Origin of the sequence: Aquincola tertiaricarbonis (genome assembly GCF_023573145.1) — a bacterium.
GTDB classification, from domain to species: Bacteria; Pseudomonadota; Gammaproteobacteria; order Burkholderiales; family Burkholderiaceae_C; genus Aquincola; species Aquincola tertiaricarbonis_B.
Genome location: NZ_CP097635.1, coordinates 2,038,553 through 2,064,395, shown reverse-complemented (window position 1 = coordinate 2,064,395; position 25,843 = coordinate 2,038,553). Strand labels below are relative to the sequence as shown.

Here is a 25,843-nt window from a genome sequence, read left to right as displayed (position 1 = left end):
CGGGGTTGTCTAGACAGGTTCAAACGGTGGGCACCGGCGAATAGCCGGACACGAAGCGCTGGCGGCTGCCATCCAGGCCATAGGTGGCCCGCTCGATGCGGCCGATGTCGGCGCCATACACATGGATGCTGATGGACACCTGGTCGTCGAAAGCGTTGACCACGCGGTGGATGTCGCCCACGCGGGGCGACACCGCCTCCACCTGCCCGGGCTCCAGCCGTTGCGGCGGACCGGCTTCCACCAGCGTGTGCGGCCCGGCGAAGCGGTAGCCCTGCGAGAACTCGGCGCCGCGCAGCATGCCGATCAGGCCCCACACCGTGTGGTCGTGGATGGGCGTGGACTGGCCGGGCCCCCACACGAAGCTCACCACCGAGAAGCGGCCCTGCGCATCCACGTGCAGCGGGTACTGGCGGTAGCGCTCACCGGGCATCGCATAGGCGGCGGGCAGCCAGCGGTCGTCGGCCACCAGGCGGCCCAGCAGCAGGCCGCCTTCGTCCAGCAGGCGCGGCTCGGGCGGAGCCTGCGCGACCAATGCCTCCAGCGACTGGATGAAGGAGCGGAAGGCGGGGGCTTCAACGTGCATGGCGAACTCCTGACAACGGCACGGCCTCTAGATGGTGCCTCAAATCCGCTCGCGTCATGCCAACCCGCCTTCGAAAGCACGCTGCCCGGCCTGCTGCAGGATGCTGTCGTTCTGCGGCGTGTGGATGCGGCTGCACAGCACGTCACGGTGGTGCCGCTCCAGCGGATTGCGGCGCGCCAGGCCGTGGTTGCCGCTGAGTTCCAGCGCAATGTCCACCACGCGGATGGCGTTGTGCGTGAGGCTGTACTTGGCCAGGCTGCTGTCGGCCACGCGCGGCGGGTGGCCGGCGTCGGCGGCCCGCACCAGCTGCTCCAGCAGCGCATCGTTGGCCCACAGCAGGGCCTCGATCTCGCCCACCTTCTCGCGCACCCGGGGCAGCGTGGCCAGCGGTGCGCCCAGGCTGCCCGGGGCGCGCTGCTCCAGGAAGTCCAGCAGCCAGCCGCGGGCGGCACGGGCCACCCCGTCGTACAGCGCGCCCAGCAGCACGATCATCCAGGCGTACTGGTCGTCGTCGGGGCCGGCGGCCCACTCGGTGGGCGCGCGCAGGTCCACCGCATGGTCAGCCGGCAGCAGCACGTCGGTGAACACCACTTCATGGCTGCCCGAGGCACGCAGGCCCAGGTGGTCCCAGCTCTCGATCACGCGGATGCCCGGCGCCTCACGCGGCACCAGGAACACGCCCACGCGGGGCTGCGGCTCGTCGGTGCGGCCCCACACGGCCAGCCAGCGCAGCGCCGGAATGCCGGTGGTGTAGAGCTTGTGGCCGCTGAGGCGCCAACCATCGGCCGTGCGCCGGGCCACGGTGCCGGGCAGGCCGCCGCGGGCCGGCGAGCCCAGCTGCGGCTCCACCCGCAGCGAGTTGGCCAGCGCGCCGTCGGCCACCGCGCTGCGCAGCACCGCCTCGCGCAGGTGGGCGGGCCAGCGGCTGTCGGCGCGGGTGATGCTGCGGTGGATCAGGAAGGTCATGGTGAGCACCAGCGCGGTGGCCGGCTCGCCGCGCGCCACCGCGCCCACGATGCGGCGCGCCGTCGCCAGGTTGGCACCGCCGCCGCCCAGGGCCACCGGCACCACCGAGGCCACCAGGCCGTGGCGCTGCAGCTCGGCGAAGTTGGCATGCGGAAAGCTGGCCTCGCGGTCATGGTCGGCCGCGGTGGCGGCAAAGCGCTGGGTCAGCCGGGCCAGCGCCGCGCCCAGTTCGTCGGGGTGGGTGGGCGCGGGCGGCGCATTGCGGGCGGGCGTGGCCGCCAAAGAACTGCTCATCGCGCGGGCTCCTTCATCCGGGGCTTGCAGCCTAGGCGCCGCGGCGCGGCAAGGGAAACAAGCAAAACGCATAGACAACTTCGGTTTGCTTCGTTGGACCTTGGCACCGGGGCGCGTAGCGTGCCGCACCGGCCTCGCCCATCTGGCAGGCCTTCAGCTTTTGTGAGGGAACACGCATGAGCATCGAATTCATCGGCATGATCCAGAGCCAGAAGGTCTCGGAGATCCATGCCGCCAGCGGCCCGGCGATCGACCGCGACTACGTCAAGGCCTTTGCGCAGGCGCATGAGGCCGCAGGCTTTGACCGCATCCTGGTGCCGCACCACTCCACGGGGCCCAGCGCCACGCTCACCATCAGCTATGCAGCCGCGCACACCGAGCGCGTGCACTTCATGCTGGCGCACCGGCCGGGCTTCACGGTGCCCACGCTGGCGGCACGGCAGATCGCCTCGCTCGACCAGTTCAGCGGTGGCCGGCTGGCCGTGCACTTCATCTCCGGCGGGTCGGATGCCGAGCAGCGCCGCGATGGCGACTACCTGGACCACGACCAGCGCTACGAGCGCACCGACGAATACCTGACGCTGCTGCGCCGGCTGTGGACCAGCGACCAGCCCTTCGACCACCAGGGCAAGCACTACCGCTTCGAGGCCGGCTTCTCCGAAGTCAAGCCGGTGCAAAAGCCGCATGTGCCCATCTATTTCGGCGGCGCCAGCGAAGCGGCGCTGCCGGTGGCCGGCAAGCATGCCGACGTGTACGCGCTGTGGGGCGAATCGCTGGACCAGGTGAAGGAGCTGACCACCCGCGTCAAGGCCGAGGCCGCGCGCCACGGCCGCACGGTGCGCTTCTCGGTCTCGTTCCGGCCCATCCTGGCCGCGACGGAAGACGCTGCCTGGGCCCGCGCCGAAAGCATCCTGGCCCGCACCCGCCAGCTGCGGCAGGAAGCCGGCTACAGCCGCGGCGGCCCGCAACAAAGCGAAGGCGCACGCCGGCTGCTGGCCGCGGCCGCGCAGGGCACCCGGGTGGACAAGCGGCTGTGGACCGCCATTGCGCAGGAGACCGGCGCACGCTCGAACAGCACCGCACTGGTGGGCACGCCCGAGCAGGTGGCCGAGGCGCTGCTGGATTACTACGACCTGGGCGTCACCACCTTCCTGATCCGCGGCTTCGACCCGCTGGAAGACGCGATCGACTACGGCCGCGAGCTGATTCCGCGCACCCGCGCGCTGGTGGCCGAGCGCCTGGCCGCCCGCCAGGCCGCGCCGCTGGCCGCCTGAAGGAGCATCCGATGACACGACTCTCCCGCCGCAGCCTGCTGCGCGCTACCGGTGCCGCCGCCGTCGTCGGCCCGGTCGGCATCGCCACCACCGGTGCGCTGGCGCAGCCGCGCAAGCTCACCTTCGCCTGGAATGCCAACGCCTTCTGCCTGTCGCCCGTGGTGGTGGCACAGGAGCTGGGCTACTTCGAGCGCAACGGTGTGCTGGTTGACCTGATCAACTACACCGGCAGCACCGACCAGCTGCTGGAATCGCTGGCCACCGGCAAGGCCGATGCGGCGGTGGGCATGATCCACCGCTGGCTCAAGCCGCTGGAAGCCGGCTTCGACGTCAAGCTCATCGGCAGCTCGCACGGCGGCTGCGTGCGGCTGATCGGCGCCAAGGCCACCGGCGCCACCACGCTGCAAAGCCTGAAGGGCAAGACCATCGGCGTGCCCGACCTGGCCGCGCCGGGCAAGAACTTCTTTTCCATCCTGCTGGCCAAGAACGGCATCGACCCCGACAAGGACGTGACCTGGCGCCAGTACCCGGCCGACCTGCTCGGCGTGGCGGTGGACAAGGGCGAGATCCAGGCCATCGCCGACGGCGACCCCAACCTGTACCTGCTGGAAAAGCGCAAGCCCGGCGTGTACACCGAGATCGCGACCAACCTGAGCGGCGAATACAAGGACAAGGTGTGCTGCATCGTCGGCGCCCGCGGCGAGCTGGTGCGCAAGGAGCGGCCGGTGGCCGCCGGCGTGGCGCGCGCCATCGTGCAGGCCTCGGACTACGTGGCCGACAACCCGAACGAATCGGCCAAGCTTTTCGCCAAGTACTCGCCCAAGGTGCCGGTGGAAGACCTGCGCGCGCTGCTGGGCACGCTGACGCACCGCCACCACCCGATGGGCGGCGACTTCCTGAAGGAGATCGAGTTCTACGCCCGCGATTTCCGGTCGGTGGGCGTGCTCAAGCAGAGCACCGACCCCGTGCGCCTGGCGCGCCACGTGTACGCCGACGTGCTGGGCTGAAACCGCCATGACCGCCTTGACCTCGCCGCGCGCCGAGCGCGCGCCTGCCGCGCCGCGGCCGCCCGTGTGGTGGAGCGGCCTGGCCGCTGCCATCGCCTGGGCCGGCACCGGCGCACTGACGCTGGGGCTGCCCAACCAGGTGGAGGGCTTCACCGACTGGGTCTACACCACCGAATTCGGCTGGCTGGCGCTGGCCGTTGCCGCGCTGCTGGCCGGCCTGGGCGTGGCCGCGCCGCTGGCCGGGCGGCCGGGCCTGGCCGCCCGCGACACGCTGCGCCCCGCCGGGCCCTGGCTGGTGGCGCTGGGGCTGCTGTTCGGCGCCTGGGAGCTGTTCACGGCCAAGCTGGGCTGGCTGCCCACGCCCTTCTTCGCACCGCCCACCGCGCTGGCCGAGGTCTACACCGACGACTGGCGGCGCCTGGGCGACAGCGCCTTCAACTCGGTCAAGCTGCTGGCCTTCGGCGTGGCCTGGGGCGCCAGCGTGGGCTTCCTGATCGGGGTGGCGATGGGCTGGTCGCGGCTGGTGGGCTACTGGGCGCACCCGGTCATCCGCTTCCTGGGGCCGGTGCCGGCTTCGGCGCTGCTGCCGCTGGCCTTTTTCGTGTTTCCGTCCAGCTATGCGGCGGCCATCTTCCTGATCGCGCTGGCCACCGGCTTCCCGGTGGCGGTGCTCACCTGGTCGGGCGTGGCCGGCGTCAACCGCCACTACTACGACGTGGCGCGCACGCTGGGTGCCTCGCCGCTGTTCCTGGTGCTGCGGGTGGCCATTCCGGCGGCGCTGCCGCAGGTGTTCGTGGGCCTGTTCATGGGCCTGGGCGGCGCCTTCTCCATCCTGGTCACGGCCGAGATGATGGGCGTGAAGTCGGGCCTGGGCTGGTACCTCACCTGGGCGCAGGGCTGGGCTTCGTACAGCAACATGTACGCGGCCCTGATCGTGATGGCGGTGGTGTGCTCCGGCCTGATCACGCTGCTGTTCGCGGTGCGCGATCGCGTGCTGTCGTGGCAGAAGGGCACGGTGAAGTGGTGAGCTCTTGCATTGATATACGCGCCGTCAGCCACCGCTTCGAGCTGCCCGCCGGCCCGCTGCCGGTGCTGCAGGACATCGACCTGACCATCCAGCCCGGCGAATTCGTCGCGCTGCTGGGCCCCAGCGGTTGCGGCAAGAGCACTTTGCTGCGGCTGGTGGCCGGGCTGGAGCCGGCCAGCCAGGGCACCCTGCTGCAGGACGGGCAGGCCATCGCCCGGCCCGACCCTTCGCGCATCGTCGTGTTCCAGGACCCGACGCTCTACCCCTGGCGCACCGTGTGGCACAACGTGGCCCTGGGCCTGCAGGCCCGCGGCCTGCTGAAGCTGCGCCGCCACCGGGTGGACGAAGCGCTGGCGCTGGTGGGCCTGCGCGACTTTGCCGATGCCTATCCGCACCAGCTGTCGGGCGGCATGGCGCAGCGGGTGGCGCTGGCGCGCGCGCTGGTCAACGACCCCAAGCTGCTGGTGCTGGACGAACCGCTGGGCAAGCTCGATTCACTCACCCGGCTGACGATGCAGAGCGAGCTGGTGGCCTTGTGGCAACGCGCCGGCTTCTCGGCGCTGCTGGTCACGCACGACGTGGAAGAAGCGCTGTTCATGGCGCAGCGCGTGATCGTGTTCAGCGACCGGCCGGCCCGCATCGTGGCCGACATCGCCAACCCCTTGCCCTACCCGCGCCACCGCGGCCACCCCGAACTGGCGGCGCTGCGCCACCAGGCGCTGCGGCTGCTGGGCCTGGACGCCACCTGGTAGCGGGCGGCGGTGGACACGCCCGCGCTGCAGAACCTGCTGCTGCAACTGGCCCAGGCCGCCCAGCGCGGCCTGCTGGCGCTGCTCGATGCGCTGGGGCTGGCGCCGCCGGTGCACGGCCAGCCGGCCTGGCCGCTGCCCTGGCGCGTGGCAGTGGAAAACCTGCTGATCGACGGCGGCCTGGCGCGCGAGCTGGCGCTGTGGCTGCTGCTGGCTGGCACCGCGCTGGCCTTTGCGCTGCTGGCGCTGGCCTGGCAGCGCCGGCGCTGGCCGCTGCTGGCGGGTGCCGCCGCGCTGCTGGCGCTGGCGCCCTGGCCGCCGGCCGCCTTGCTGTTCACGCCCGCGGTGCCCACCAGCTTCCACCGCTCACCCACCGGCTTCGAGGCGGCAGGCATCCAGCGCGGGCTGGCGCTGTACCAGGCGCAATGCGCCGCCTGCCATGGCGCCGATGGCCGCGGTGAAGGCCCATTGGCCGCCAGCCTGCCGCGCTGGCCGCCCACGCTGAGTGCCGGCCTGCTGTGGAAGCGGGCCGAAGGCGAGCTGCTGTGGCGGGTGCAGCAGGGCCTGCATGACGCGCAGGGCCGCCCCACCATGCCCGGATTTGCCGACCGCCTGAGCACCGACGACACCTGGGCCGTGCTGGACGCGATGAAGGTGCTGGCCGCCGGTGACAGCGCCCGCCGCCAGGCGGCCTGGCCGTGGCCGGTGGCCGCGCCCCGGCTGGCGGTGGAATGCGCCGATGCACCCGGCCCGCGGCCCTTGAGCCACTGGCGCGGCCAGCGACTGCGCCTCGTGCTGGCCGGCGGGCCGCTGCCTCAGCCCATCGAAGATCCGCGTTTCGTTACCGTGGTGCTGGGCGCCGAAGCGCCGCCGGACGATGGCGTGGCCGCGGCCCGCCAGGCCGGCGCCGACTGCAGCGTGCGATCGGACGCGGCGCGTGCCGCCTATGCGCAGCTGGCGGGCCAGGCCTGGCCGTCACCGGTGGCGGGCCGCGACCCGGCCGCCGGGCTGCAGTTCCTCATCGACCGCGACGGCTGGCTGCGCGCTGTGTCCCGCCCCGGCGCACCCGGCTGGTCGGCCGACGACCTGCTGTGCCGCGCCGAGCCCGGCGCCGGCAATGCCACCACTGCGCCGGCCCGCGACGGCCTTGACGCCCTGATCGCCCGCATGGACGCCGAGCCCGTGCAGGTGGCGCGGCTGGGCTTGCCGCATGCGAGGTGAACAGGAGGTGGGCTGCCCTTGTCGGGGCCTGTGATCGGCAAGGCCGCGGCGGTGCGCACCTCCTGCTCCACCAGGCCGCGCAGCAGGCTGAGAAAGCTGCCCGGCATCGAGTTGACGAGGCTGCCGCGCAGCGACCTGCTGCCGCCCGGCCCCTGGCAACGCGCCACCCAGTACAACCGCCCCCAGTACAGGTCGAACCACACCCGCACGTTGGCAGGTGGCAGGGCGGCGGGGGCGAGAAGGAAGTGGTGGCGCGGCATGGGCTCTCAATCGGTTGACGCCCCTCGGGCAAACACCGTACCCGTGCCCCTTCGCCAGCCCAGCAGCAAGGCGCCACCCGCCAGCCACAAGGCCAGGGCACCGGGCTCGGGCACCGCGGACACCGTGGCCACGAAGCGCGCCGACTGGAAGGCCGCGGTGGCGTAGCCATAGGCTGAAGCCGTACCGTCCTCGCCTTCCAGGTAGGCCGCGCTCACCATCAGCTCGCCGCGCAGCGCTGCATCGTCGGGGTTGATGGCGCCGCTGCCGGCAAAGCTGTCGCCGTTGAAGCCGACCGCGAACGGCAGGCCGTAGGACCAGCTGGCATCGCCCACCACGTTGCGCTGGCCGGTGATTTCCAGCCGCAGCGCATCGATGCGCCATCCGGGGTTGGCCTGGAAGCGCAGGCCGCTGAACTCGAAGAAGCCCAGCAACTGGTGGTAGCCGTTGCGCCCGCTGCCCCCCACCCGCAACTGCAGGTTGGGCGAGAAGGAGAAGCCTTCGGTGGCGCCCGACTGCTGCAACGCCAGGCTGCCGAACAAGGACGGGTCAGCCACGAAGTCACCGTCGTCGCCCGACAGGAAGTCCGCGCCGGCGTTGTACGAGGCCGCGCCCTGCGCCAGCGTCACGGTCACACGCCCGAGGTCGAAGCTGCAGGCGTCGCTGGAGCCGTCGCAGGTGCCGGGCGGCGCGGCCGTCGCCAGCGGCAGTGCGGTGAACAACAGCAGCGCCACGGCGCCGGAACCCTGAATGCAGATGGGTCTCATGTCGTCTCCTCTTGGTGGGCACGCCGACCGGCGTGCTGGCGCATCTTGCGCGCCCCATGAGGAAAGCGGAATACGTAAGCGGAAAAGCTTCGTTCGCAAGCGCGGCTGCGCTGCCTATGGTTCGGGCTCTTCGATGCCGTACCCGAACCAGGATCTCCATGAGCGCAGTGCTTTCACGCCCTACCCCGGCCAGTACCTCCGCCCCCGCCACCGCCAGCGGCCTGGTGCTGAATACCCACCCGCAACGCCAGGACTGGTTCGACGATGAGCCGCCCCGCACGCTGCTGCAGGAGCGGCTGCACCGCCAGCAGCGGCTGGCCGCGGCCTTCCGCATCTTTGCGCGCTACGGCTTCGACCAGGGCCTGGCCGGCCACATCACCGCGCGTGACCCCGAGCTGGCGGACCACTTCTGGGTCAACCCCTTCGGCCTGCACTTCTCGCGCATCAAGGTGTCGGACCTGCTGCTGGTAAATGCCCGCGGCGAGATCGCCTACGGCCGCGGGCCGCTGAACCGCGCGGCCTTCGCCATCCATGCCGCCATCCACGAGGCCCGGCCCGATGTGGTGGCCGCCGCGCACACCCATTCGCTGTACGGCAAGGCCTGGGCCTCGCTGGGCCGCAAGCTCGACCCGCTGACGCAGGACGGCTGCGCCTTCTACGAAGACCATGGCCTCTTCACCGACTTCAATGGCGTGGTGTACGAGACCGACGAAGGCGCCCGCATCGCCGAGGCCCTGGGCGCGCACAAGGGCGTGATCCTGAAGAACCACGGCATCCTCACCGCCGGGCCCACGGTGGAGGCCGCGGCCTGGTGGTACATCGCGCTGGACAACGCCTGCCACACCCAGCTGCTGGCCGAAGCCGCCGGCACGCCGCAGCCGATCCAGCACGAGATGGCCGCGTTGACGCATGGGCAGGTGGGCCGCGCCAATGGCGCCGCCCGCGCCTTCGATGCCCTGTACCAGGGCCTGGTGGAGGCTGAGCCCGAGGTGCTGCAATGAAGCGCCGTGAACTCACCTTCGGCCTGGCGGCTACGCTGGCCGGCGCCTGGCCCGCGGTGCGTGCGCAGGGCCGCACGCTGCTCAAGGCCGGCGACCAGAAGGGTGGCCTGCGCGCGCTGCTGGAAGCGGCGGGCGAGCTGCAGAACCTGCCCTACGACATTCAATGGGCCGAGTTTCCGGCCGCCGCGCCGCTGGCCGAGGCCTTGAACGCCGAGGCGGTGGACTTCGGCCCCATCGGCGATGCGCCGCTGATCTTCGCGCTGGCCAATGGCGTGCGCATCAAGGCCTTCGCGGTCAACCGCTCCGACCCCTACGGCACCGCGGTGCTGGTGCGCCCGGATTCACCGCTGAAGACGGCGGCCGACCTGAAGGGCAAGCGCATCGGCACCAACCGCGGCTCCATCGGCCACTTCATCGCGCTCAAGGCCCTGGCCTCGGCGGGCCTGAAGCCCGAGGCCGACACCTTCCGCTTCCTGCCGCCGCCTGATGCCAAGCTGGCCTTGACGCAAGGCGCCATCGACGCCTGGGCCACCTGGGAGCCCTACACCGCGATGGCCGAGACCGCCGGCCAGGCCCGCGTGCTGGTCAGCGGCCGCGGCCTGTCGTCGGGCCTCAGCTTCCTGGCGGCCACCGACACGGCGCTGGCCGCCAAGCGCGAGGCGCTGCACGACTTCGCGCAGCGCGTGGTGCGGGCCCAGCGCTGGTCGTACCAGCACGTGCCTGAGTTTGCGGCGGCCCTGGCCCGGATCATCGGCATCGCCCCCGAAGCCGCGCGCCTGCAGTTCGAGCGCCGCGCGCAGCGCTGGATCGCGGTGGACGCGCAGGTGCTGGCCGACCAGCAGCGCACCGCCGACTTCTTCCTGGAGGCCGGGCTGCTCAAGCAGCGGCTGGACGTGCGCCCCACCTTCGACAACGGCTTCGTGCCCGCCGCCTGACGGCGCGCGCCCTCCTCATCTTCTCTCGCAGTTCACAGGCCCATCCATGTCCCTCCATCGCCGCACCCTCCTCACCCGCACCGGCGCGCTCGGCAGCCTGGCCGCCTTCGGCCTGCCCTGGTGGCATCCGCAGGCGCTGGCGCAGGCCAGCGGCGGCAAGCCCGTCACCGGTGGCGTGCTCAACGTCGCGGTCGCGCCCGAGCCCACGCAGCTCACCTCGGCCTTCATCACCACGATGAACATCGGCATGCTGTCGAGCAAGGTGCTGGAAGGGCTGGTGAGCTACGACCTCAACCTGCGGCCGGTGCCCGCGCTGGCCACCTCATGGGACCAGGCGGCCGATGGCAAGACCCTCACCTTCAAGCTGCGCCAGGGCGTGAAGTGGCACGACGGCGCCGACTTCACCGCCGCCGACGTGGAATACACGCTGCAGGAGGTGTGGCGCAAGCTGCACCCCTTCGGCCGCGCCGCCTTCGCCAACGTGGAGAAGGTGGAAACGCCCGACAAGCACACCGTGGTGCTGCGGCTCAGCGCGCCGGCGCCCTACATCCTCAACTACATCAACACCTACGGCGCGCAGATCCTGCCCAGGCACCTGTACGCCGGCAAGGACGTGCTGACGAACCCGCTGAACAACGCCCCGGTGGGCACCGGCCCCTTCGTGTTCAAGGAGTGGGTCAAGGGCAGCCACGTGCGGCTGGAACGCAACCCGCATTACTGGGGCAAGGGACCCGACGGCACGCCGCAGCCCTACCTGGACGGCATCGTCTTCAAGTTCATCCCCGATGCGGCGGCGCGCACGGTGGCGCTGGAGGCGGGCGAGATCGACGTGGCCCTGGGCTCCATCATCCCGCTGACCAACCTCAACCGCTTCAAGGACAAGGCCCGCTACAGCATCAACACCGACGACGGCCGCTACCTGTCCACCATCTTCCTGGCGCAGTTCAACGTGCGCCGGCCGCAGCTGCAGGACAAGCGGGTGCGCCAGGCCTTCGCCTACGCCATCGACCGCGAGGCGCTGCTCAAGATCGTGTTCCTGGGCTATGGCAAGCCGGCCACCGGGCCGGTGCCGTCTTCGGTCGTCAACTACTACAGCGACCAGGTGCGCAAGTACCCGCTGGACTTGAAGCGTGCCGAGGCGCTGCTCGACGAGGCCGGCCTCAAGCGCGGTGCCGGCGGCAAGCGGCTGTCGGTGACGCTGGACTTCGACGGCGGCAGCGGGCCCACCGCCTCGCGCCCGGCCGAGTTCATCAAGCAGTCGCTGGCCAAGATCGGCGTGGAGGTGGAGCTGCGCGCGGGTGATACCGCCACCTACCTGCGCCGCATCTTCACCGACCAGGACTACGACCTGATGATCTCCAGCCTGCACCGCCTGCCCGACCCCACGCTGGGCGTGCAGCGGCTGTACTGGACGAAGAACATCATCAAGGGCTCGCCGTGGACCAACGGCTCGGGCTACAGCAACCCCGAGCTGGACCGCGTGATGGAAGCGGCGGCCGACGAGCCCGACCCGGCCAAGCGCAAGGCGCTGATCGTGCAGTGGCAGCAGATCGTGCAGGAGGACGTGCCGCTGCTGGAGCTGATCGAGCAGACCTGGGTGACGGTGGCCACGGCGCGCTTTCGCAAGCAGCAGCCGCAGGGCGACGGCCTTTTCGCCTCGCTGGCCGACGCCTGGCTGGAACCCAAGGGCGCCTGAGGTGCCCGGCATGGACCTGGGGCGCTACCTGAGGAACCGGCTGCTGCAGGTGCTGCCGGTGGTGCTGGGCATCGCGCTGCTCAACTTCCTGGTGCTGCAGCTGGCACCGGGTGACGTGGTGGACGTGCTGGCCGGCGAAGCCGGCGCCGCCACGCCCGAGCAGATGGCCGCGCTGCGGGCGCAGTTCGGCCTCGACCAGCCGCTGGCGGCGCAGCTGCTGGCCTACCTGGGCCGGCTGCTGACGCTGGACCTGGGCTGGTCGTACCGGCAGAACATGCCGGTGCTGGACCTCATCCTCAGCCGGCTGCCGGCCACGCTGCTGCTGATGGCGCTGGCCATGGGCTTTGCGCTGGTGCTGGGCATGCTGCTGGGCACGCTGTCGGCGCTCAAGCCCGGCGGCTGGTTCGACCATGTGGTGGCGGTGGCCGTGCTCTTCGCCTATGCCATGCCCACCTTCTGGCTGGGGCTGATGGCGCTGGTGCTGTTCGCCGGCAAGCTGGGCTGGCTGCCGGCCGGCGGCATGGTCACCGTGGGCCTGCAAGGGCCCTGGTGGGTGCATGCGCTGGACGTGGCGCACCATGCCGTGCTGCCGGCGCTCACGCTGTCCACCTTCTTCCTGGCGGTGTATGCGCGGCTGATGCGCAGCGCGATGGTCGAGACGCTGGGCGCCGACTTCATCCGCACCGCGCGGGCCAAGGGCGCCTCCGAGCCGCGGGTGCTGGCCGGCCATGCGCTGCGCAATGCGGCGCTGCCGCTGGTCACGATGCTGGGCTACCAGGTGGCTTCGCTGCTCAGCGGCGCGGTGCTGGTGGAGTCGGTGTTCTCGTGGCCGGGCCTGGGCCGGCTGGCCTTCGAGGCCATCCTGGCGCGCGACTTCAACCTGCTGCTGGGCATCCTGCTGCTCAGCTCATTGCTGGTGACGGTGATCAACATCTTGGTCGACCTGGCCACGGCGCTGCTGGACCCGCGGGTGCAGCTGCATGCACCGCATGGGGTGCGCGCATGACCACGCTGCACACGTCTTCGGCCTGCACCGACTGCGCGCTGCCGCCCAGCCGCCGGCAGCGCCTGGCAGCGCGGGCCACCGCCGCCGCGCACGCCGTGGCCCGCCGTCCTGCCCTGGCGGTGGGCGGCCTGATGCTGCTGGCCCTGGCCGCGGTGGCGCTGTTCGGCCGCCTGGTGTTCAGCGCCGACCCCTGGGACATGGCCGGCCCGCCGATGCTGTGGCCGGGTGAAGACCCGGCCTACCCGCTGGGCACCGACCTGATGGGCCGCGACATCGCCACCGGGCTGGTGTCGGGCGCGCGGGTCTCGCTGCTGGTAGGGCTGGTGAGCACCGCGCTGTCGGCGCTGCTGGGCGTGGCCATCGGCGCGCTGGGTGGCTTCTACCGCGGCTGGGTGGATGCGCTGCTGGGCCGCGTCACCGAGGTGTTCCAGACCGTGCCCAAGTTCGTGCTGGCAGTGGTGCTGGTGGCCTTGTTCAAGCCCTCGATCACCACCGAGGTCATCGCCATCGGCATCGTCAGCTGGCCGGCCACCGCGCGGCTGGTGCGGGCCGAGTTCCTGCGGCTGCGCGAGCGTGAGTTCGTGCTGGCGGCCGAAACCCTGGGCATGGGCGACCTGCGGCTGATGCTGACGCAGATCCTGCCCAATGCCTTGCCTTCGGTGGTGGTCGTGTCCACGCTCACCATCGCCAATGCCATCCAGACCGAGGCGGCCCTGGCCTTCCTGGGCCTGGGCGACCCCAACGTGATGAGCTGGGGCACCCTCATCGGTGCCGGGCGCGAGCAGGTGGTGGACGCCTGGTTCATCTGCGCGCTGCCGGGCGCCGCCATCGTGGTGGCGGTGCTGGGCTTCAACCTGGTGGGTGAAGGGCTGAGCGAGCTGGTCAACCCGCAACTCAAGCGGCGGGCCCTGGCATGACCCACACCACCCCCCTGCTGGAAGTGCGAGGCCTGCGCACCTGGTTCCACACCCCGGCCGGCGTGGCCAAGGCGGTGGACGGCGTCGACCTGACGCTGCACCGTGGCCAGACGCTGGCCTTGGTGGGCGAAAGCGGCAGCGGCAAGTCGGTCACCGCCGCCTCCCTGCTGCGCCTGGTGGCGCCACCCGGGCGCATCGAAGCCGGCCAGGTGCTGCTGCAGGGCACCGACCTGCTGCAGCTGGACGCCGCCGCGCTGCGCCGCGTGCGCGGCGGCCGCATCGGCATGGTGTTCCAGGACCTGTCGGCGCTGAACCCGGTGCAGACCATCGGCGCGCAGATCGCCGAGGCGGTGCGGCTGCACCAGCCGCAGCTGGGCCGGCGTGCCGCCTGGGACCGCGCGGTGCAGTTGCTGGCCCAGGTGCGCCTGCCCGACCCGCAGGCGCAGGCCCATGCGGTGCCGCACCGGTTGTCGGGCGGCCAGCGCCAGCGGGCGCTGATCGCGCTGGCGCTGGCCGGCGAGCCCGAGCTGCTGGTGGCCGACGAGCCCACCACCGCGCTGGACGTGACCACCCAGGCCGAGATCCTGGCCCTGCTGGCCGAGCTGCAGCGAAGCACCGGCCTGGGCCTGCTGCTCATCACCCACGACCTGGGCGTGGTGGCCCAGGTGGCCGACCGCGCGGCCGTGATGTATGCCGGCCGCATCGTGGAAGAAGGGCCGGTGGCCGAGCTGTTCGCGGCGCCGCGCCACCCCTACACCGCCGGCCTGCTGGCCTCGGTGGCGCTGGAGCAGGTGGCCCCCGGCAGCCGGCTGCCCGAGATCGGCGGCACCGTGCCCTCGCTGCTGGCGCTGCCGCCGGGCTGCGCCTTCGCGCCGCGCTGCGCCATGGCCAGCCCCCGCTGCCGGCAGGCCGCGCCACTGCTGCTGCAGCAAGGCGGCCGCGCCAGCGCCTGCCACCATCCGCTGGTGCCGGCGCGGGCCCAAGCCGTTGACGAGGCCTGGGCCGCATGAGTGCACAAACTCCCCTGCTGCAACTCAGCGCCGTGGCCAAGCGCTATCCCGGCGCGCCGGGCGCCGCGCCGCGCGCGCTGGACGGCATCGACCTGCACATCGGCCGCGACGAGACGCTGGGCCTGGTCGGCGAAAGCGGCTGCGGCAAGTCCACCCTGGCCCGCGCGGTGATGCGGCTGGTGGACGTGGACCAGGGCCGCATCGTGTTCGATGGCGAGGACATCACCCACCGCAGCCGCCGCGCGCTGGCGCCGCAGCGCGCCCGCATGCAGATGGTGTTCCAGGATCCGTATGCCTCGCTCAACCCGCGGCTGACCATCGGCCAGGCGCTGGAAGAGCCGCTGCGCGTGCAGCGGCGCGGTGCCAACGCGGCCGAGCGGCGCGAGCGGGTGCAGGCCATGCTGGCCCGCGTCGGCCTGCGGCCGGAGATGGCAGCGCGCCATCCGCATGAGTTCTCGGGCGGCCAGCGGCAGCGGGTGGCCATTGCCCGCGCGCTGATGCTGGAGCCCGAGCTGCTGGTGTGCGACGAGGCGGTGTCGGCCTTGGACGTGTCGGTGCGCGCCCAGGTGCTGAACCTGCTGCTGGACCTGCGCGCGCACTTCGGGCTGGCGGGTCTCTTCATCTCGCACGACCTGGGCGTGGTGCGCCACATGGCCGACCGCGTGGCGGTGATGTTCCGCGGCCGGGTGGTGGAACTGGCGCCGCGCGACAGCCTGTGGCGCACGCCCCTGCACCCCTACACCCGCACGCTGATGGCGGCCACGCCCGGCCTGCAGCGGCGCAGCCCGCCCATCACGCCTGTCGCGGCCACCGCCGATGCGGCGGGCAAAGCCGAAGGCTGCGCCTTCCGCCATCGCTGCCCGCTGGCCAGCAGCCGCTGCCACAGCGAGGCCCCGCCCCTGCGACGCCTGGACGACGGCCACCACGTCGCCTGCCACCACGTCTGACACCCCACCGAGGAAGTACCGTGACCACCACGCCCCGTTCCCACCCGCGCCGCCGCCTGCTGGCGGCCACCCTGCTGCTGGCCGGCCTGCCGCTGTGGGCGCGCGCCCAGGCGGCCGAGCCGCTGCGCATCGGCTTCATGCCGGGCCCTTACCGCGATGCCTTCCGCCTCGGCATCGAGCCGCAGCTCAGGCAGCTGGGGTATGAGGTGCAGTACGTCGAGTTCAGCCAGGGCGTGCAGCCCAACGACGCGGTGGAGCGCGGCCAGATCCACGCCAACATCTTCCAGCACACGGTGTACCTGGAGGCCAGCAACCAGCGGCAGAAGTTCGACCTGGTGCCCATCGTGCACGTGCCCACGCCGCCGATGGGCCTGTACAGCAAGCGCTGGAAGTCGCTGGCCGAGGTGCCGCAGGGCGCCACCGTCACCGTGCCCTCCGACCCGGTGAACACCGCCCGTGCGCTGCGCATCCTGGAGGCCGCCGGCTGGGTGAGCCTGAAGCCCGGCGTGGACGCGGCCAGCGTGTCGGAGCGCGACATCACCCGCAACCCGCGCCAGCTGAAGATCGTGCCGCTGGATGCCGCACAGGCACCGCGCTCGCTGGACGATGCCGACCTGGCCGCCATCCAGGGCAACTTCGCAGTGGCCTATGGCCTGAAGCTGACCGAAGCCTTGAAGCTGGAAGACATGACCCTGCCCTATGTGAACGTGGTGGCCGTCAAGCGCAGCAACCAGAACGCGAAGTTCGCGCGCGATCTCGTGGCCGCCTACCAATCGCCGCAGTTCCAGCAGGCCTTTGAATCCAACCCGGCCTGGAAGGGCTACCCCCTGCCCGACTACTTCAAGCCGGCCAGCGTGGCGGCCAAGCCATGAGCGGCGTGCCCGCACGGCGCCAGCTGAAGCTGGGCGCCTACTTCACCGGCTCGGCGGTGCAAGGCGACAGCTGGCGCCACCCGGCTTCCGACATCGATGCCGCCTGGAACGTGCAGCGCTACGTGTCCTATGCCCGCAAGCTGGAAGCCGCCTGTTTCGACGCGCTGTTCTTCTACGACAACGTGTTCGCCGCCGCCGACCCGGCCACGGTGGCCCAGAGCCCGCAGGCCCCGCGCTGGGAACCGATGGTGCTGCTGTCGGCCCTGGCCATGGCCACCGAGCGCATCGGCCTGGTGGGCTCGGTGAGCACCAGCTACAGCGAGCCCTACAACGTGGCCCGCGCCTTCGCCTCGCTGGACCATCTGAGCGGTGGCCGCGCAGGCTGGAACGTGGTCACCTCCACCGGTGGCGGCGAGAACTTCAACCTCGACGCGCACCGCGACCACGGCGCCCGCTACGAGCGGGCGCACGAGTTCGTCGACGTGGTCACGGGCCTGTGGGACAGCTGGGCCGACGATGCCTTCGTCACCGACAAGGCCAGCGGCCGTTGGGCCAACCCCGACAAGCTGCGGGTGCTCAACCATCGCGGCCAGCACTTCCAGGTGCGCGGCCCGCTCAACGCGCCGCGGCCGCTGCAGGGCTGGCCGGTGATCTCGCAGGCCGGTGCCAGCGAAGACGGCAAGGCCCTGGCCGCCCGCGTGGGCGAGATGCTTTACACCGCCGCGCAGGACATCGACGAGGCCCGGGCGTTTTATGCCGACGTCAAGCAGCGCGCGGCCGCGCTGGGCCGGGGCCCCGAGCAGATCCACATCCTGCCCGGCGTGATGCCGGTGATCGGCCGCAGCCAGGCCGAGGCCGACGACAAGTGGGGCGAGCTGCTGCAAGCGCGCGATGCCGACGTGGTGCTGCGCGCGCTGAGCAGCTATGCCAGCCTGGGCATCGACCTCACCCGGCTGGCGCTGGATGCGCGGGTGGAACTGCCCGATGAGATTCCGCTGACCAACAGCCACCAGAGCCGTCAGAAGCTGCTGGTGGACTGGATACGCAAGGAGCGGCCGACGGTGCAGCAGCTCTACACCCGCTGGAGCGCCGGCGGCCACCGCATGCTGGTGGGCACGCCGCAGGCCATCGCCGACGACTTCGAGCACTGGTTCTCCACCGGTGCGGCCGACGGCTTCAACGTGATGTTCAGCAGCACGCCAGGCGGGCTGGACGACTTCACGCAGCTGGTGGTGCCCGAGCTGCAGCGCCGCGGCCTGTTCCGCCGCGCCTATGAGGGCCGCACGCTGCGCGAGCACCTGGGGCTGGCGCGGGTGCCCAACCGGCACTTTCGTTGATGCCCCCTGCGGCCGGCCCTATGCTGCCGGCCATGGCATCTCCCACCCTTTCCGCCGGCGACACGGGCACGCCGCCCGCCGTCAGCTTTGCCGAGGCCTTCCGCTTCTGGCTGAAGCTGGGCTTCATCAGCTTCGGCGGCCCGGCCGGACAGATCGCGATCATGCACAGCGAGCTGGTGGAACGCCGCCGCTGGATCAGCGAGAAGCGCTTTTTGCATGCGCTGAACTACTGCATGGTGCTGCCCGGCCCCGAGGCGCAGCAGCTGGCCACCTACATCGGCTGGTTGATGCACCGCAGCTGGGGCGGCCTGGTGGCCGGCGCGCTGTTCGTGCTGCCCTCGCTCTTCATCCTCATCGCGCTGAGCTGGGTGTACCTGCGCTTCGGCCAGGTGCCGGTGGTGGCCGGCCTCTTCTACGGCATCAAGCCGGCGGTCACCGCGCTGGTGCTGCATGCAGCCCACCGCATCGGCAGCCGGGCGCTGAAGAACGCCTGGCTGTGGGCCATCGCGGCAGCCTCGTTCGCGGCCATCACGCTGGCCGGCGTGCCCTTTCCGGCCATCGTGCTGGCGGCGGGGTTGGTGGGGTGGTTCGGGGCCCGCCGGGCGCCGCAGGTGTTTGCGCTGGGCGGCGGCCATGCGCCCGGCGCGGCGCCGCATGCGCCTGCCTTGATCGACGACGACACGCCCACGCCGCCGCATGCGCGCTTCTCGCGCGGTGGCCTGGCGCGGGTGCTGGGGGTGGGCCTGGCGCTGTGGGCGCTGGCGCTGGGCGCGCTGGTGGCCTGGGGCGGCTGGCAGGGCACGTTGGCGCAGATGGGCTGGTTCTTCACCAAGGCGGCGCTGCTGACCTTCGGCGGTGCGTATGCCGTGCTGCCCTATGTGTACCAGGGCGCGGTGGAGTCGCAGCAATGGCTCACCGGCCCGCAGATGATCGACGGCCTGGCGCTGGGTGAAACCACGCCCGGGCCGTTGATCATGGTGGTGGCCTTCGTCGGCTTCGTCGGCGGCTGGACGCGCCAGCTGCTGGGCCCTGATGCGCTGGCGCTGGCAGGTGCGCTGGCGGCCACGGTGGTCACCTTCTTCACCTTCCTGCCCTCGTTCGTGTTCATCCTGGCGGGCGGGCCGCTGATCGAGACCACCCACGGCAAGCTGGGCTTCACTGCGCCGCTGTCGGCCATCACCGCGGCGGTGGTGGGCGTCATCCTCAACCTGGCCGTGTTCTTCGCGCTGCATGTGCTGTGGCCGCAGGGCTGGGGCGGCCGCTTCGATGCGGTGTCGGCGCTGATCGCACTGGCCGCGGCGGTGGCGCTGTTCCACTTCAAGCTGGGCGTGCTGCCGCTGCTGGCCGCCAGCGCGCTGGCCGGGCTGGTGGTGACGTTGGCAGCGCCAACGCTGCTGAGTTGAGCCCCCAAGGCCCGGGCTTCGCCCGGACCGCCCCCCCGAGGGGGAGCCACGAAGCTTGGGACGGCCCGGCGCTTCGTGGTCCCGCACCCACGGCGCGGCTTCGCCCGCCCGCTACTCCCAGGTGCTGGCCGGCACCGCCTCGAAGCCTTCGATCAGCAGGGCCCGGCGCTCGGCCGCCAGCGCAGGGTCGCGGCAAGCGGCCTGCAGGCCGCGTTGCAGCGCACGCAGCTCCTGCGCCGAGGTGTGCAGCGCGGTGATGAGCGGCAGGCCCGGCGCCAGCGGCGTGCGGCCGATGACCTGCAGCCCCTGCAGCAGCGCCGGCTGGTGGCGCTGGATCAGCGCATGCGTCACCGCATCGATGGCGGCCACGTCGGCCGCACCCTGACGCACCGCCGCCAAGGAGGCGCGGTGGCTGCCGGTGAAGGTGGTGCGGCCGAAGAACCGCTGATCGCCCCCCACCGACGCCACCGCCCGCCGCAGCGCGATGCAGCCGGAGTAAGAACCGGGATCGTTGACCGCCGCCACGCGGCCCGCCAGGGCGGCCAGGCCGCCCGCATGCCCGTCGCGCGCCACCAGCAGGCTGCTGTAGCGGATGCCTTCGCAACCCGGCGCGGCATAGCGCATGGCGCCCACCACCTGCACCGCGTCCCACAGCCGGGTGACCAGCGGATGGCCGCAGGCCTGGCTGAGCAGCAGCCGCGGCTGCAGCCAGTGCGCTTCCAGGTCGTCGGGCCAGGTCAACACCTCGGGCACCTCTGGCACGCCCTCGCGCCGCAGCGCAGCGGCCAGGCCCCGCCACCAGGCCTGCACCGCTTCGGGCTGCAAGTCGTACATCGGCAGCGCGGCGGTACGGGGCGGCAGGGTCATCGGTGGGTGGGGCGGATGGGGTGGATGGGCGAATCGATGGGCCGCCAGGCATGCCGGCGCCACAGGCTGCCATAACCCGGCACCAGGAAGCCGCCATTGCGCGCCAGCACCTCGGCCCGCTGGGCCAGGTACACCCGGCGGATGCGCCACCATGGCAGGCCCGGCTGGGCGTGGTGCACCGCATGGTAGTTGTTGTTGAGGAACAGCCAGCGCCAGAACCAGCCGGCCTCGTTCACCACCACGCGGTGCGCCGCATTGGCCGCGGGCCGGTGCTCGTAGAACGAGCGCAGCATGGCCAGCCCCAGTGCCGGGTAGCACACGCCCAGCAGGTAGTGCAGCGGCGAGATGCCGGCCCAGCGCTGCAGCGCCCACAGCAGCGCCGCCAGCAGCAGCAGGTGCGGCCCCCAAGCGCCCAGCTGCGAGGTGTCGCCGCGCAGCGGCCGACGCAGCAGATCGGCCCAGGTGGGCACGATCACCAGCGCTGGGCCCAGCAGCATGCGGCCCAGCACCGTGCGCTGCGCATGGCGCAGCCAACGGCCGGTGGGGCCCAGCCGGGCATAGTCACGGGCGCTCAGGTAGTTGCTCTCGGGGTCGATGCCCGGTTGCGTCAGCAGCTCGTCGCGGTGATGGGCCAGGTGGGTGCTGCGGTACAGGTCGTAGGGGTACCAGGCCGCCAGCGGCAGCAGGCCCAGCAGGCGGTTGATGCGCGCGCTGCGCGTGGGGTGGCCGTGCAGCAGCTCATGCTGCAGGCTCATGAACCAGCAGCAGGCCAGGGCCAGCAAGGCGGTGCCGGCCAGCGGCCCCAGCACCGGCAGCGCCAGCAGCGCGCCCAGCCAGGCGCCATACACGGCAATCACCAGGGCCCAGGTCGGCCACTCCTCGAATGCAGCTGCTTTCATGCAGCCGCACCTTAGGCAGCCGGGCGCCCCGGGGCCAACGAAGCAAATCGCGTTTGCATAGGCAAAAACATTCGGCCCCGGCCGGCATCACCGTCGCTAAGCTGGGCACCGAGACAACACGGCAACGGCGAAACAAGAGTGGCGCTTGTCTCCTGGCCCCCGATGGTGGGTGGCCTTTTCAAGGCCCGCGCAAGCGGGCCTTTCTTTTTGGACGAGCGCGCAGGACTTCGTTCTTGGGGGGGCATCACCTCACCGCGCACAACGATGGTCCACTCACGATCGGCCTCGTGGCTCAAGTGCGGAGGCAGCTCTTACCCCTGGTCTGACCCGTGAGGAGGCGCTCGACGTGGAATCCGGCAAACAAGCGGTGTATGGACCGGTCTGTGCCATACCTTCCTGGATTCTCTACGCGGCCGTGAGCTGCGCCTTCCTCGGCGCTGTCGTGACGATCGTCGTGCTGTATCACTACCTGCCGCTTTGCAAACCTGACCACTGGCAGCGTCGCTTCTACGTCTGCTGGTGTGCCTGGGTGCTGCTGCCACCGCTCTGGTTTGCATTCGAGTACTTTGTGCTCTTCAAGACCTTCGGCCCCGACGATGGCTTCGAGTCCCTCAAGCATGGCCAGCAACTGGCGGCGCAGGTCTGGCTGGGCATCGCCGCTGTGCTAACAGTGATCGCCAGCAAGTAGCCCGCAGCCTGCCCTTGTGCAGCGCCCGCATGTCGATCGAAGCAATGGTCGCTTAGGTTCCGCACCCGCAGGCCGAAGAATGCGACAGGGCTTTTCCTGTCGCCATGTGCCAACTGCTTGCCATCAACAGCAACGCGCCCACCGCGGCCACGTTCTCCTTCACGGGGTTCTCGGCACGCGGCGGAGCCACCGACCACCATGCGGATGGCTGGGGCATGGCCTTTCATGACGGGCAGGTGCCCCAGGTGTTCCACGACGCCGGCCGCGCCTGCGATGCGCCGCTGGCCGCCTTTTTGCGGCAACATCCGCTGCGCGCGCGCACGGTGCTGGCCCATGTGCGCAAGGCCACGCAGGGCGCAGTGGGGCTGGCCAACTGCCACCCCTTCGTGCGCGAATGGCGCGGCCGCAGCTGGGTGTTTGCCCACAACGGCGATCTGAAGGGCTTTCGCCCGCCGCTGGACGGCAGCCACCTGCCGCTGGGCCAGACCGACAGCGAACATGCCTTCTGCTGGCTGCTGCAGCGCCTGCGCCAGGCCTTCGGCGGCGGCCACGGCCCGGCGCCGCACTGGCAGGCGCTGGCGCCGGTGCTGGCCGAGCTGCTGCCGCAGATCAGCGTGCACGGCACCTTCAACATGCTGCTGACCGACGGCCATGCGCTGTATGCCCATGGCAGCACGCAGCTGCACTGGGTGGCGCGGCAGCATCCCTTTGCGCGGGCCCAGCTGGTGGACTGCGACCTGGAGCTGGACCTGGCCGGCGCCAACGGCCCCGACGACCGCATGGTGGTGGTGGCCACCCAGCCCCTGACCCGCACCGAGCCCTGGCAGGCCTTCGGCGCCGGCGAGCTGCGCGTGTTCGAGCAGGGCCGGCCGGTGTGGCAGCAGGCCACGCCGGCGCTGGCCGCCGCGGCCTGACAGCCGCGCCGCAGAGAGGCAGCCCCCTAGGGCCTGTTAACACAACCGCAGTCCGTCCGCGATCAGTGCGAAGCTGATGAAGGCGATGAACATGAGGTCGAGCTTCTCGAAGCGGGAGAAGATGCGCCGGTAGCCCTTGAGCCTGCGGAACAAGCGCTCGACCTCGTTGCGGCGCTTGTACATGGCACGGTCGTACTCCCAGGGTTCGATGCGCGTGCTCAGCGGCGGCACGACAGGGATGAAGCCCAGGTCGAGCGCCAGTTGGCGGGTCTCGTTGCCCTCGTAGGCGCGGTCCATGATGAGGTGCAGCGGTCGACTCGGCGGCCCCAGCCGCTTGAGCAGTGCGCGGCCTTCGGGTGCATCGTGCGCCTGGCCCGGCGACAGCGAGAACGTTATGGCCGTGCGCGCGTCCGCCGCGACGAGGTGGATCTTGGTGTTCCAGCCACCACGGGACTTGCCGATAGCCTGCGGACCGTTTTTTTTCGAGCGCCGGTACCGTCGGGATGCACCTTGACGCTGGTGCTATCCAGCGACACGGCCTCGATCTTGATCTGCACGACCTGGGCGCGCTGCAGTTGCTCGAAGGCCCGGTCCAGCACCCCGGACTTCGCCCAGCGGCTCATACGCGTGTAGATCGTGTGCCAGTTGCCGAACCGCTTGGGCAGGCCACGCCACTTGCAGCCGTGCTCCGCGACGTACAGGATCGCGTTGAGCACCTGCAGGTTCGACAGCCTGACGTTGCCGCGCTGACGCGGCAAACAGTGTTCGATCTGGGCAAACTGCGCTGCGGTGATCTCCATCGACTCAGTGTCGATGCAGATCGCCAGCGGCGCAATTAGTGTTAACAGGCCCTAGTTTCACGGCCCCGCAGCCAGCCGCCACGGATGCGCCCGGGCGTTTGCCCGCATGGCGTGTCGGGCCGGCCCTCGGCAGCATCGAAGCCGTCACGGCGCTGTCATGGGTGCGGGAGACCATGCGCGCCGTCACACATTCGAAACAAACGAGGAGCCCGGGATGAAATGGCGACTGATGGCGGCAGCGGCCGCTGCCGTGATGATGCTGCAGGCCTGCGGCAACGACGACGACAATTGGTCCACGCTCAACGGGGAACCCACGCTGGTGATCGGCCACCGCGGCGCTTCGGGCCTGCGGCCTGAGCACACGCTGGAGAGCTACCAGCTGGCCATCGACCAGGGGGCTGACTTCATCGAGCCCGACCTGGTGCTCACCTCCGACGGCGAGATGGTCGCCCGCCATGAGCCGGTGCTGGACGGCACCACCGACGTGGCCACCAAGTTCGGCCCCGAGCGCATGCGCACCCGCCTGCTGGACGGCGTGTCGACCACCGCCTACTGGGCCAGCGACTTCACGCTGGCAGAGATCAAGACGCTGCGGGCGGTGCAATCGCGGGCCGGCCGTTCCAAGGCCTACGACGGCCTGTACACCATTCCCACGCTGGCCGAAGTGATCGCGCTGGCCAAGTCCGCGGCCGCCAGCACCGGCCGCAGCATCGGCATCTATCCCGAGATCAAGCACTCCACCTTCCATGCCGGCCTGTTCGGCGCCAACGTGTTCGAGGACAAGCTGGTCGCCGCGCTGCACACCGCCTGGGGCAACAGCAAGAGCGCGCCGGTGTTCATCCAGTCGTTCGAGGTCAGCAACCTGCAGTACCTGCGCACCAAGACGGCCATCCGACTGGTGCAGCTGATCGACGCCGACGACGTGAATGCCGACGGCAGCCTCTCGCTGGTGGCGCCATACCGCCAGCCCTACGACTTCGTGGTCAAGGGCGATGCGCGGTTGTTCTCCGACCTGCTGACGCCGGCGGGCCTGGACTTCGTCAAGACCTATGCCGACGCCATCGGCCCCTGGAAGCCCTACTTGGTGAAGACGGTGAACGACGGCGTGGAACGCACCGGCGACACCACCCTCACCGTCAACGACCGGCGCGTGGACGGCAGCACCGGCGTGGTGGAAGCGGCTCATGCCCGCGGCCTGCTGGTGCACACCTGGACCTTCCGCGACGATTCGGGTGTCTACGGCTTCAAGGACCCGCAGGCCGAGATCGCGTACTACATGAAGCTCGGCCTGGACGGCATCTTCACCGACTTCCCGGCCACCGGCGTGGCGGCGCGCAAGACGGTGGATTGACCGCTGTCCGGCAGGGCGCGCTTTCTTCGTACGTGAATGCAGGGCATCCGCGGGTGCCCTGACCATCACCGCCACGGAGGAAGCGCTTGAACACCCCCCTGCTTTGCCCGGCCAGCCTGCGCCGGGCCATCCTGTTGTGCAGCCTGTCGGCGCTGGCCGCACCGGCCCTGGCCTTGCAAACGCCGCTGTACCGCGCCGCCATCGAGATCACGCCCGACGTCTTCACGCCCGGCGACACGCTGAATGCCGGCAAGCTGCCCTGGCAAGACCTGACCCGCGCACCACAGCTGCCCACGGACACCACGGTGCGGCTGACGCACACCAGCTTCCAGGGCACCGGCACCATCGGCAATGCCTCGGCCACCGCCGAACATGGCGGCACCGTGCGCGCCACCGCCAGCACGGCCGATGAGCAGATCGGCAGCTACGCCAGCATCTACTACGAGTTCCAGCTCGAGGCCAAACCCGGCGCGGTGCTGCCCAGCAGCATCCCGCTGCGGGTGCAGGCGTTGGGCTCGGTCGGCTCGGAGGGCTATGCCACCGCCGACATCACCTTCGCGATGGGCTACCGCAGTGTGCCGCGGGGGCCGGTGAGCAGCATCTTCCAGACCACCGGCGTGGTCAGCGGTGTGGGCCAGGAGCCGGTGATCACCAACGGCAACGGCTCGATCTACATCGACGAATGGGCGCAGATCGCGCCTTACACCCTGGTCACCGTGGCCCTGTCGGCCCATGCGGGCGCGGGCCTCGACGTGCGGGGCCAGGACCCCTACAAGAACCAGTACGGCACCGGCAGCGCCTGGGTCGACCCGGTGTTCACCGTGGCGCCCGAATACCGCGGCCTGGTGAACATCGTCGGCGTGCCGGTGTCGGCCGTGCCCGAGCCGGCCACCTGGGTGATGAGCCTGGTCGGGCTGGGATCATGGCTGCTCAGGCCACGCCCGTGCACGATGCGCGCATGAGGTCATGCGCCCCGCTTCGTTGGCGGCGCCGGCCTCATTGGCCACAATGCGCGCCCTGCCCACCGCTGTGCGATCTCATGCGACACATCCTC

25 protein-coding genes are annotated in these 25,843 nt (G+C 71.0%); 19 read left to right on the top strand and 6 right to left on the bottom strand.

The genetic code is table 11. The features are described from left to right. Positions 1 to 19 precede the first annotated feature (19 nt). Positions 20 to 583: a cysteine dioxygenase family protein gene (locus MW290_RS09545; RefSeq protein WP_250194435.1), complete on the bottom strand. Its 564-nt coding sequence runs from the start codon at positions 581 to 583 to the stop codon at positions 20 to 22. A 54-nt stretch (positions 584 to 637) separates the two neighbouring features. Beyond that, a complete protein-coding gene (locus MW290_RS09540) occupies positions 638 to 1,843 on the bottom strand; it encodes an acyl-CoA dehydrogenase family protein (RefSeq protein WP_250194434.1) in 1,206 nt (401 codons plus the stop codon). A 176-nt stretch (positions 1,844 to 2,019) separates the two neighbouring features. Between MW290_RS09540 and MW290_RS09535 the strand changes: the two genes are divergently transcribed. From MW290_RS09535 to MW290_RS09515, 5 genes are read left to right on the top strand one after another with little or no spacing between them, the layout of a single operon-like run. Beyond that, positions 2,020 to 3,117, top strand: coding sequence for an LLM class flavin-dependent oxidoreductase (locus MW290_RS09535; RefSeq protein ID WP_250194433.1), 1,098 nt, complete (start codon positions 2,020 to 2,022; stop codon positions 3,115 to 3,117). 11 nt (positions 3,118 to 3,128) lie between these two features. Then, on the top strand, positions 3,129 to 4,124 hold the full coding sequence (locus MW290_RS09530) for an ABC transporter substrate-binding protein (RefSeq protein WP_250194432.1): 996 nt from the start codon (positions 3,129 to 3,131) through the stop codon (positions 4,122 to 4,124). A gap of 7 nt (positions 4,125 to 4,131) precedes the next feature. Continuing rightward, a complete protein-coding gene (locus MW290_RS09525) occupies positions 4,132 to 5,151 on the top strand; it encodes an ABC transporter permease (RefSeq protein ID WP_250194431.1) in 1,020 nt (339 codons plus the stop codon). Beyond that, positions 5,124 to 5,903, top strand: coding sequence for an ABC transporter ATP-binding protein (locus tag MW290_RS09520; protein WP_375142738.1), 780 nt, complete (start codon positions 5,124 to 5,126; stop codon positions 5,901 to 5,903). The genes MW290_RS09525 and MW290_RS09520 overlap by 28 nt, the downstream gene beginning before the upstream one ends. A 9-nt stretch (positions 5,904 to 5,912) precedes the next feature. Then, positions 5,913 to 7,121, top strand: a complete 1,209-nt coding sequence (locus tag MW290_RS09515) for a c-type cytochrome (protein WP_250194429.1) — start codon at positions 5,913 to 5,915, stop codon at positions 7,119 to 7,121. Positions 7,122 to 7,387: 266 nt separating this feature from the next. On the opposite strand, the gene MW290_RS09510 is transcribed toward MW290_RS09515, so the two are convergent. Next, complete coding sequence (locus MW290_RS09510; protein ID WP_250194428.1) at positions 7,388 to 8,146, bottom strand: PEP-CTERM sorting domain-containing protein; 759 nt, start codon at positions 8,144 to 8,146, stop codon at positions 7,388 to 7,390. Between the two features lie 158 nt (positions 8,147 to 8,304). Between MW290_RS09510 and MW290_RS09505 the strand changes: the two genes are divergently transcribed. Genes MW290_RS09505 through chrA form a run of 10 tightly spaced genes read left to right on the top strand, consistent with a single transcriptional unit; the run spans position 8,305 to position 19,270 of the window. After that, a complete protein-coding gene (locus MW290_RS09505) occupies positions 8,305 to 9,147 on the top strand; it encodes a class II aldolase/adducin family protein (RefSeq protein ID WP_250194427.1) in 843 nt (280 codons plus the stop codon). Further along, positions 9,144 to 10,082 (top strand): ABC transporter substrate-binding protein, encoded by a 939-nt coding sequence (locus MW290_RS09500; protein ID WP_250194426.1) that lies wholly within the window; start codon positions 9,144 to 9,146, stop codon positions 10,080 to 10,082. Before MW290_RS09505 ends, MW290_RS09500 begins: the two co-directional genes overlap by 4 nt. A 46-nt stretch (positions 10,083 to 10,128) precedes the next feature. Continuing rightward, on the top strand, positions 10,129 to 11,778 hold the full coding sequence (locus tag MW290_RS09495) for an ABC transporter substrate-binding protein (protein ID WP_250194425.1): 1,650 nt from the start codon (positions 10,129 to 10,131) through the stop codon (positions 11,776 to 11,778). 10 nt (positions 11,779 to 11,788) lie between these two features. Beyond that, positions 11,789 to 12,784 carry an ABC transporter permease gene (locus tag MW290_RS09490; RefSeq protein ID WP_250194424.1) on the top strand — a complete coding sequence of 332 codons (996 nt, stop codon included), beginning with the start codon at positions 11,789 to 11,791 and terminating at the stop codon, positions 12,782 to 12,784. Next, positions 12,781 to 13,701 (top strand): ABC transporter permease, encoded by a 921-nt coding sequence (locus MW290_RS09485; protein ID WP_250194423.1) that lies wholly within the window; start codon positions 12,781 to 12,783, stop codon positions 13,699 to 13,701. Before MW290_RS09490 ends, MW290_RS09485 begins: the two co-directional genes overlap by 4 nt. After that, entirely contained in the window at positions 13,698 to 14,711 is a 1,014-nt protein-coding gene (locus MW290_RS09480; protein ID WP_250194422.1) for an ABC transporter ATP-binding protein, read from the top strand. The genes MW290_RS09485 and MW290_RS09480 overlap by 4 nt, the downstream gene beginning before the upstream one ends. Further along, entirely contained in the window at positions 14,708 to 15,658 is a 951-nt protein-coding gene (locus tag MW290_RS09475; protein WP_250194421.1) for an ABC transporter ATP-binding protein, read from the top strand. The genes MW290_RS09480 and MW290_RS09475 overlap by 4 nt, the downstream gene beginning before the upstream one ends. A gap of 20 nt (positions 15,659 to 15,678) precedes the next feature. Further along, on the top strand, positions 15,679 to 16,530 hold the full coding sequence (locus tag MW290_RS09470; RefSeq protein WP_250194420.1) for a MetQ/NlpA family ABC transporter substrate-binding protein: 852 nt from the start codon (positions 15,679 to 15,681) through the stop codon (positions 16,528 to 16,530). Then, positions 16,527 to 17,867 (top strand): LLM class flavin-dependent oxidoreductase, encoded by a 1,341-nt coding sequence (locus MW290_RS09465; RefSeq protein ID WP_250194419.1) that lies wholly within the window; start codon positions 16,527 to 16,529, stop codon positions 17,865 to 17,867. The genes MW290_RS09470 and MW290_RS09465 overlap by 4 nt, the downstream gene beginning before the upstream one ends. Positions 17,868 to 17,899: 32 nt before the next feature. Next, positions 17,900 to 19,270, top strand: a complete 1,371-nt coding sequence (gene chrA / locus MW290_RS09460) for a chromate efflux transporter (RefSeq protein ID WP_250194418.1) — start codon at positions 17,900 to 17,902, stop codon at positions 19,268 to 19,270. 111 nt (positions 19,271 to 19,381) lie between these two features. Here chrA and MW290_RS09455 read toward each other — a convergent pair whose 3' ends face one another. Together MW290_RS09455 and MW290_RS09450 are read right to left on the bottom strand one after the other, a co-directional pair. After that, positions 19,382 to 20,137 carry a phosphate/phosphite/phosphonate ABC transporter substrate-binding protein gene (locus tag MW290_RS09455; RefSeq protein ID WP_250194417.1) on the bottom strand — a complete coding sequence of 252 codons (756 nt, stop codon included), beginning with the start codon at positions 20,135 to 20,137 and terminating at the stop codon, positions 19,382 to 19,384. Beyond that, positions 20,134 to 21,036, bottom strand: coding sequence for a fatty acid desaturase (locus MW290_RS09450; protein WP_250194416.1), 903 nt, complete (start codon positions 21,034 to 21,036; stop codon positions 20,134 to 20,136). The genes MW290_RS09455 and MW290_RS09450 overlap by 4 nt, the downstream gene beginning before the upstream one ends. 346 nt (positions 21,037 to 21,382) lie before the next feature. Between MW290_RS09450 and MW290_RS09445 the strand changes: the two genes are divergently transcribed. Together MW290_RS09445 and MW290_RS09440 are read left to right on the top strand one after the other, a co-directional pair. Beyond that, complete coding sequence (locus tag MW290_RS09445; protein WP_250194415.1) at positions 21,383 to 21,724, top strand: hypothetical protein; 342 nt, start codon at positions 21,383 to 21,385, stop codon at positions 21,722 to 21,724. A gap of 104 nt (positions 21,725 to 21,828) precedes the next feature. Continuing rightward, positions 21,829 to 22,638 (top strand): class II glutamine amidotransferase, encoded by an 810-nt coding sequence (locus MW290_RS09440; RefSeq protein WP_250194414.1) that lies wholly within the window; start codon positions 21,829 to 21,831, stop codon positions 22,636 to 22,638. Between the two features lie 36 nt (positions 22,639 to 22,674). Here MW290_RS09440 and MW290_RS09435 read toward each other — a convergent pair. Further along, a protein-coding gene (locus MW290_RS09435) for an IS5 family transposase (protein WP_250194413.1) occupies positions 22,675 to 23,438 on the bottom strand; the annotation gives its coding sequence in 2 pieces (ribosomal slippage) (positions 22,675 to 23,123 and positions 23,123 to 23,438; 765 coding nt in all). A 214-nt stretch (positions 23,439 to 23,652) separates the two neighbouring features. On the opposite strand from MW290_RS09435, the gene MW290_RS09430 reads away from it, so the two are divergent. Together MW290_RS09430 and MW290_RS09425 are read left to right on the top strand one after the other, a co-directional pair. Then, entirely contained in the window at positions 23,653 to 24,789 is a 1,137-nt protein-coding gene (locus MW290_RS09430; RefSeq protein WP_250194412.1) for a glycerophosphodiester phosphodiesterase, read from the top strand. A gap of 86 nt (positions 24,790 to 24,875) precedes the next feature. Continuing rightward, positions 24,876 to 25,751 (top strand): PEP-CTERM sorting domain-containing protein, encoded by an 876-nt coding sequence (locus tag MW290_RS09425; RefSeq protein WP_250194411.1) that lies wholly within the window; start codon positions 24,876 to 24,878, stop codon positions 25,749 to 25,751. Positions 25,752 to 25,843: the final 92 nt, after the last annotated feature.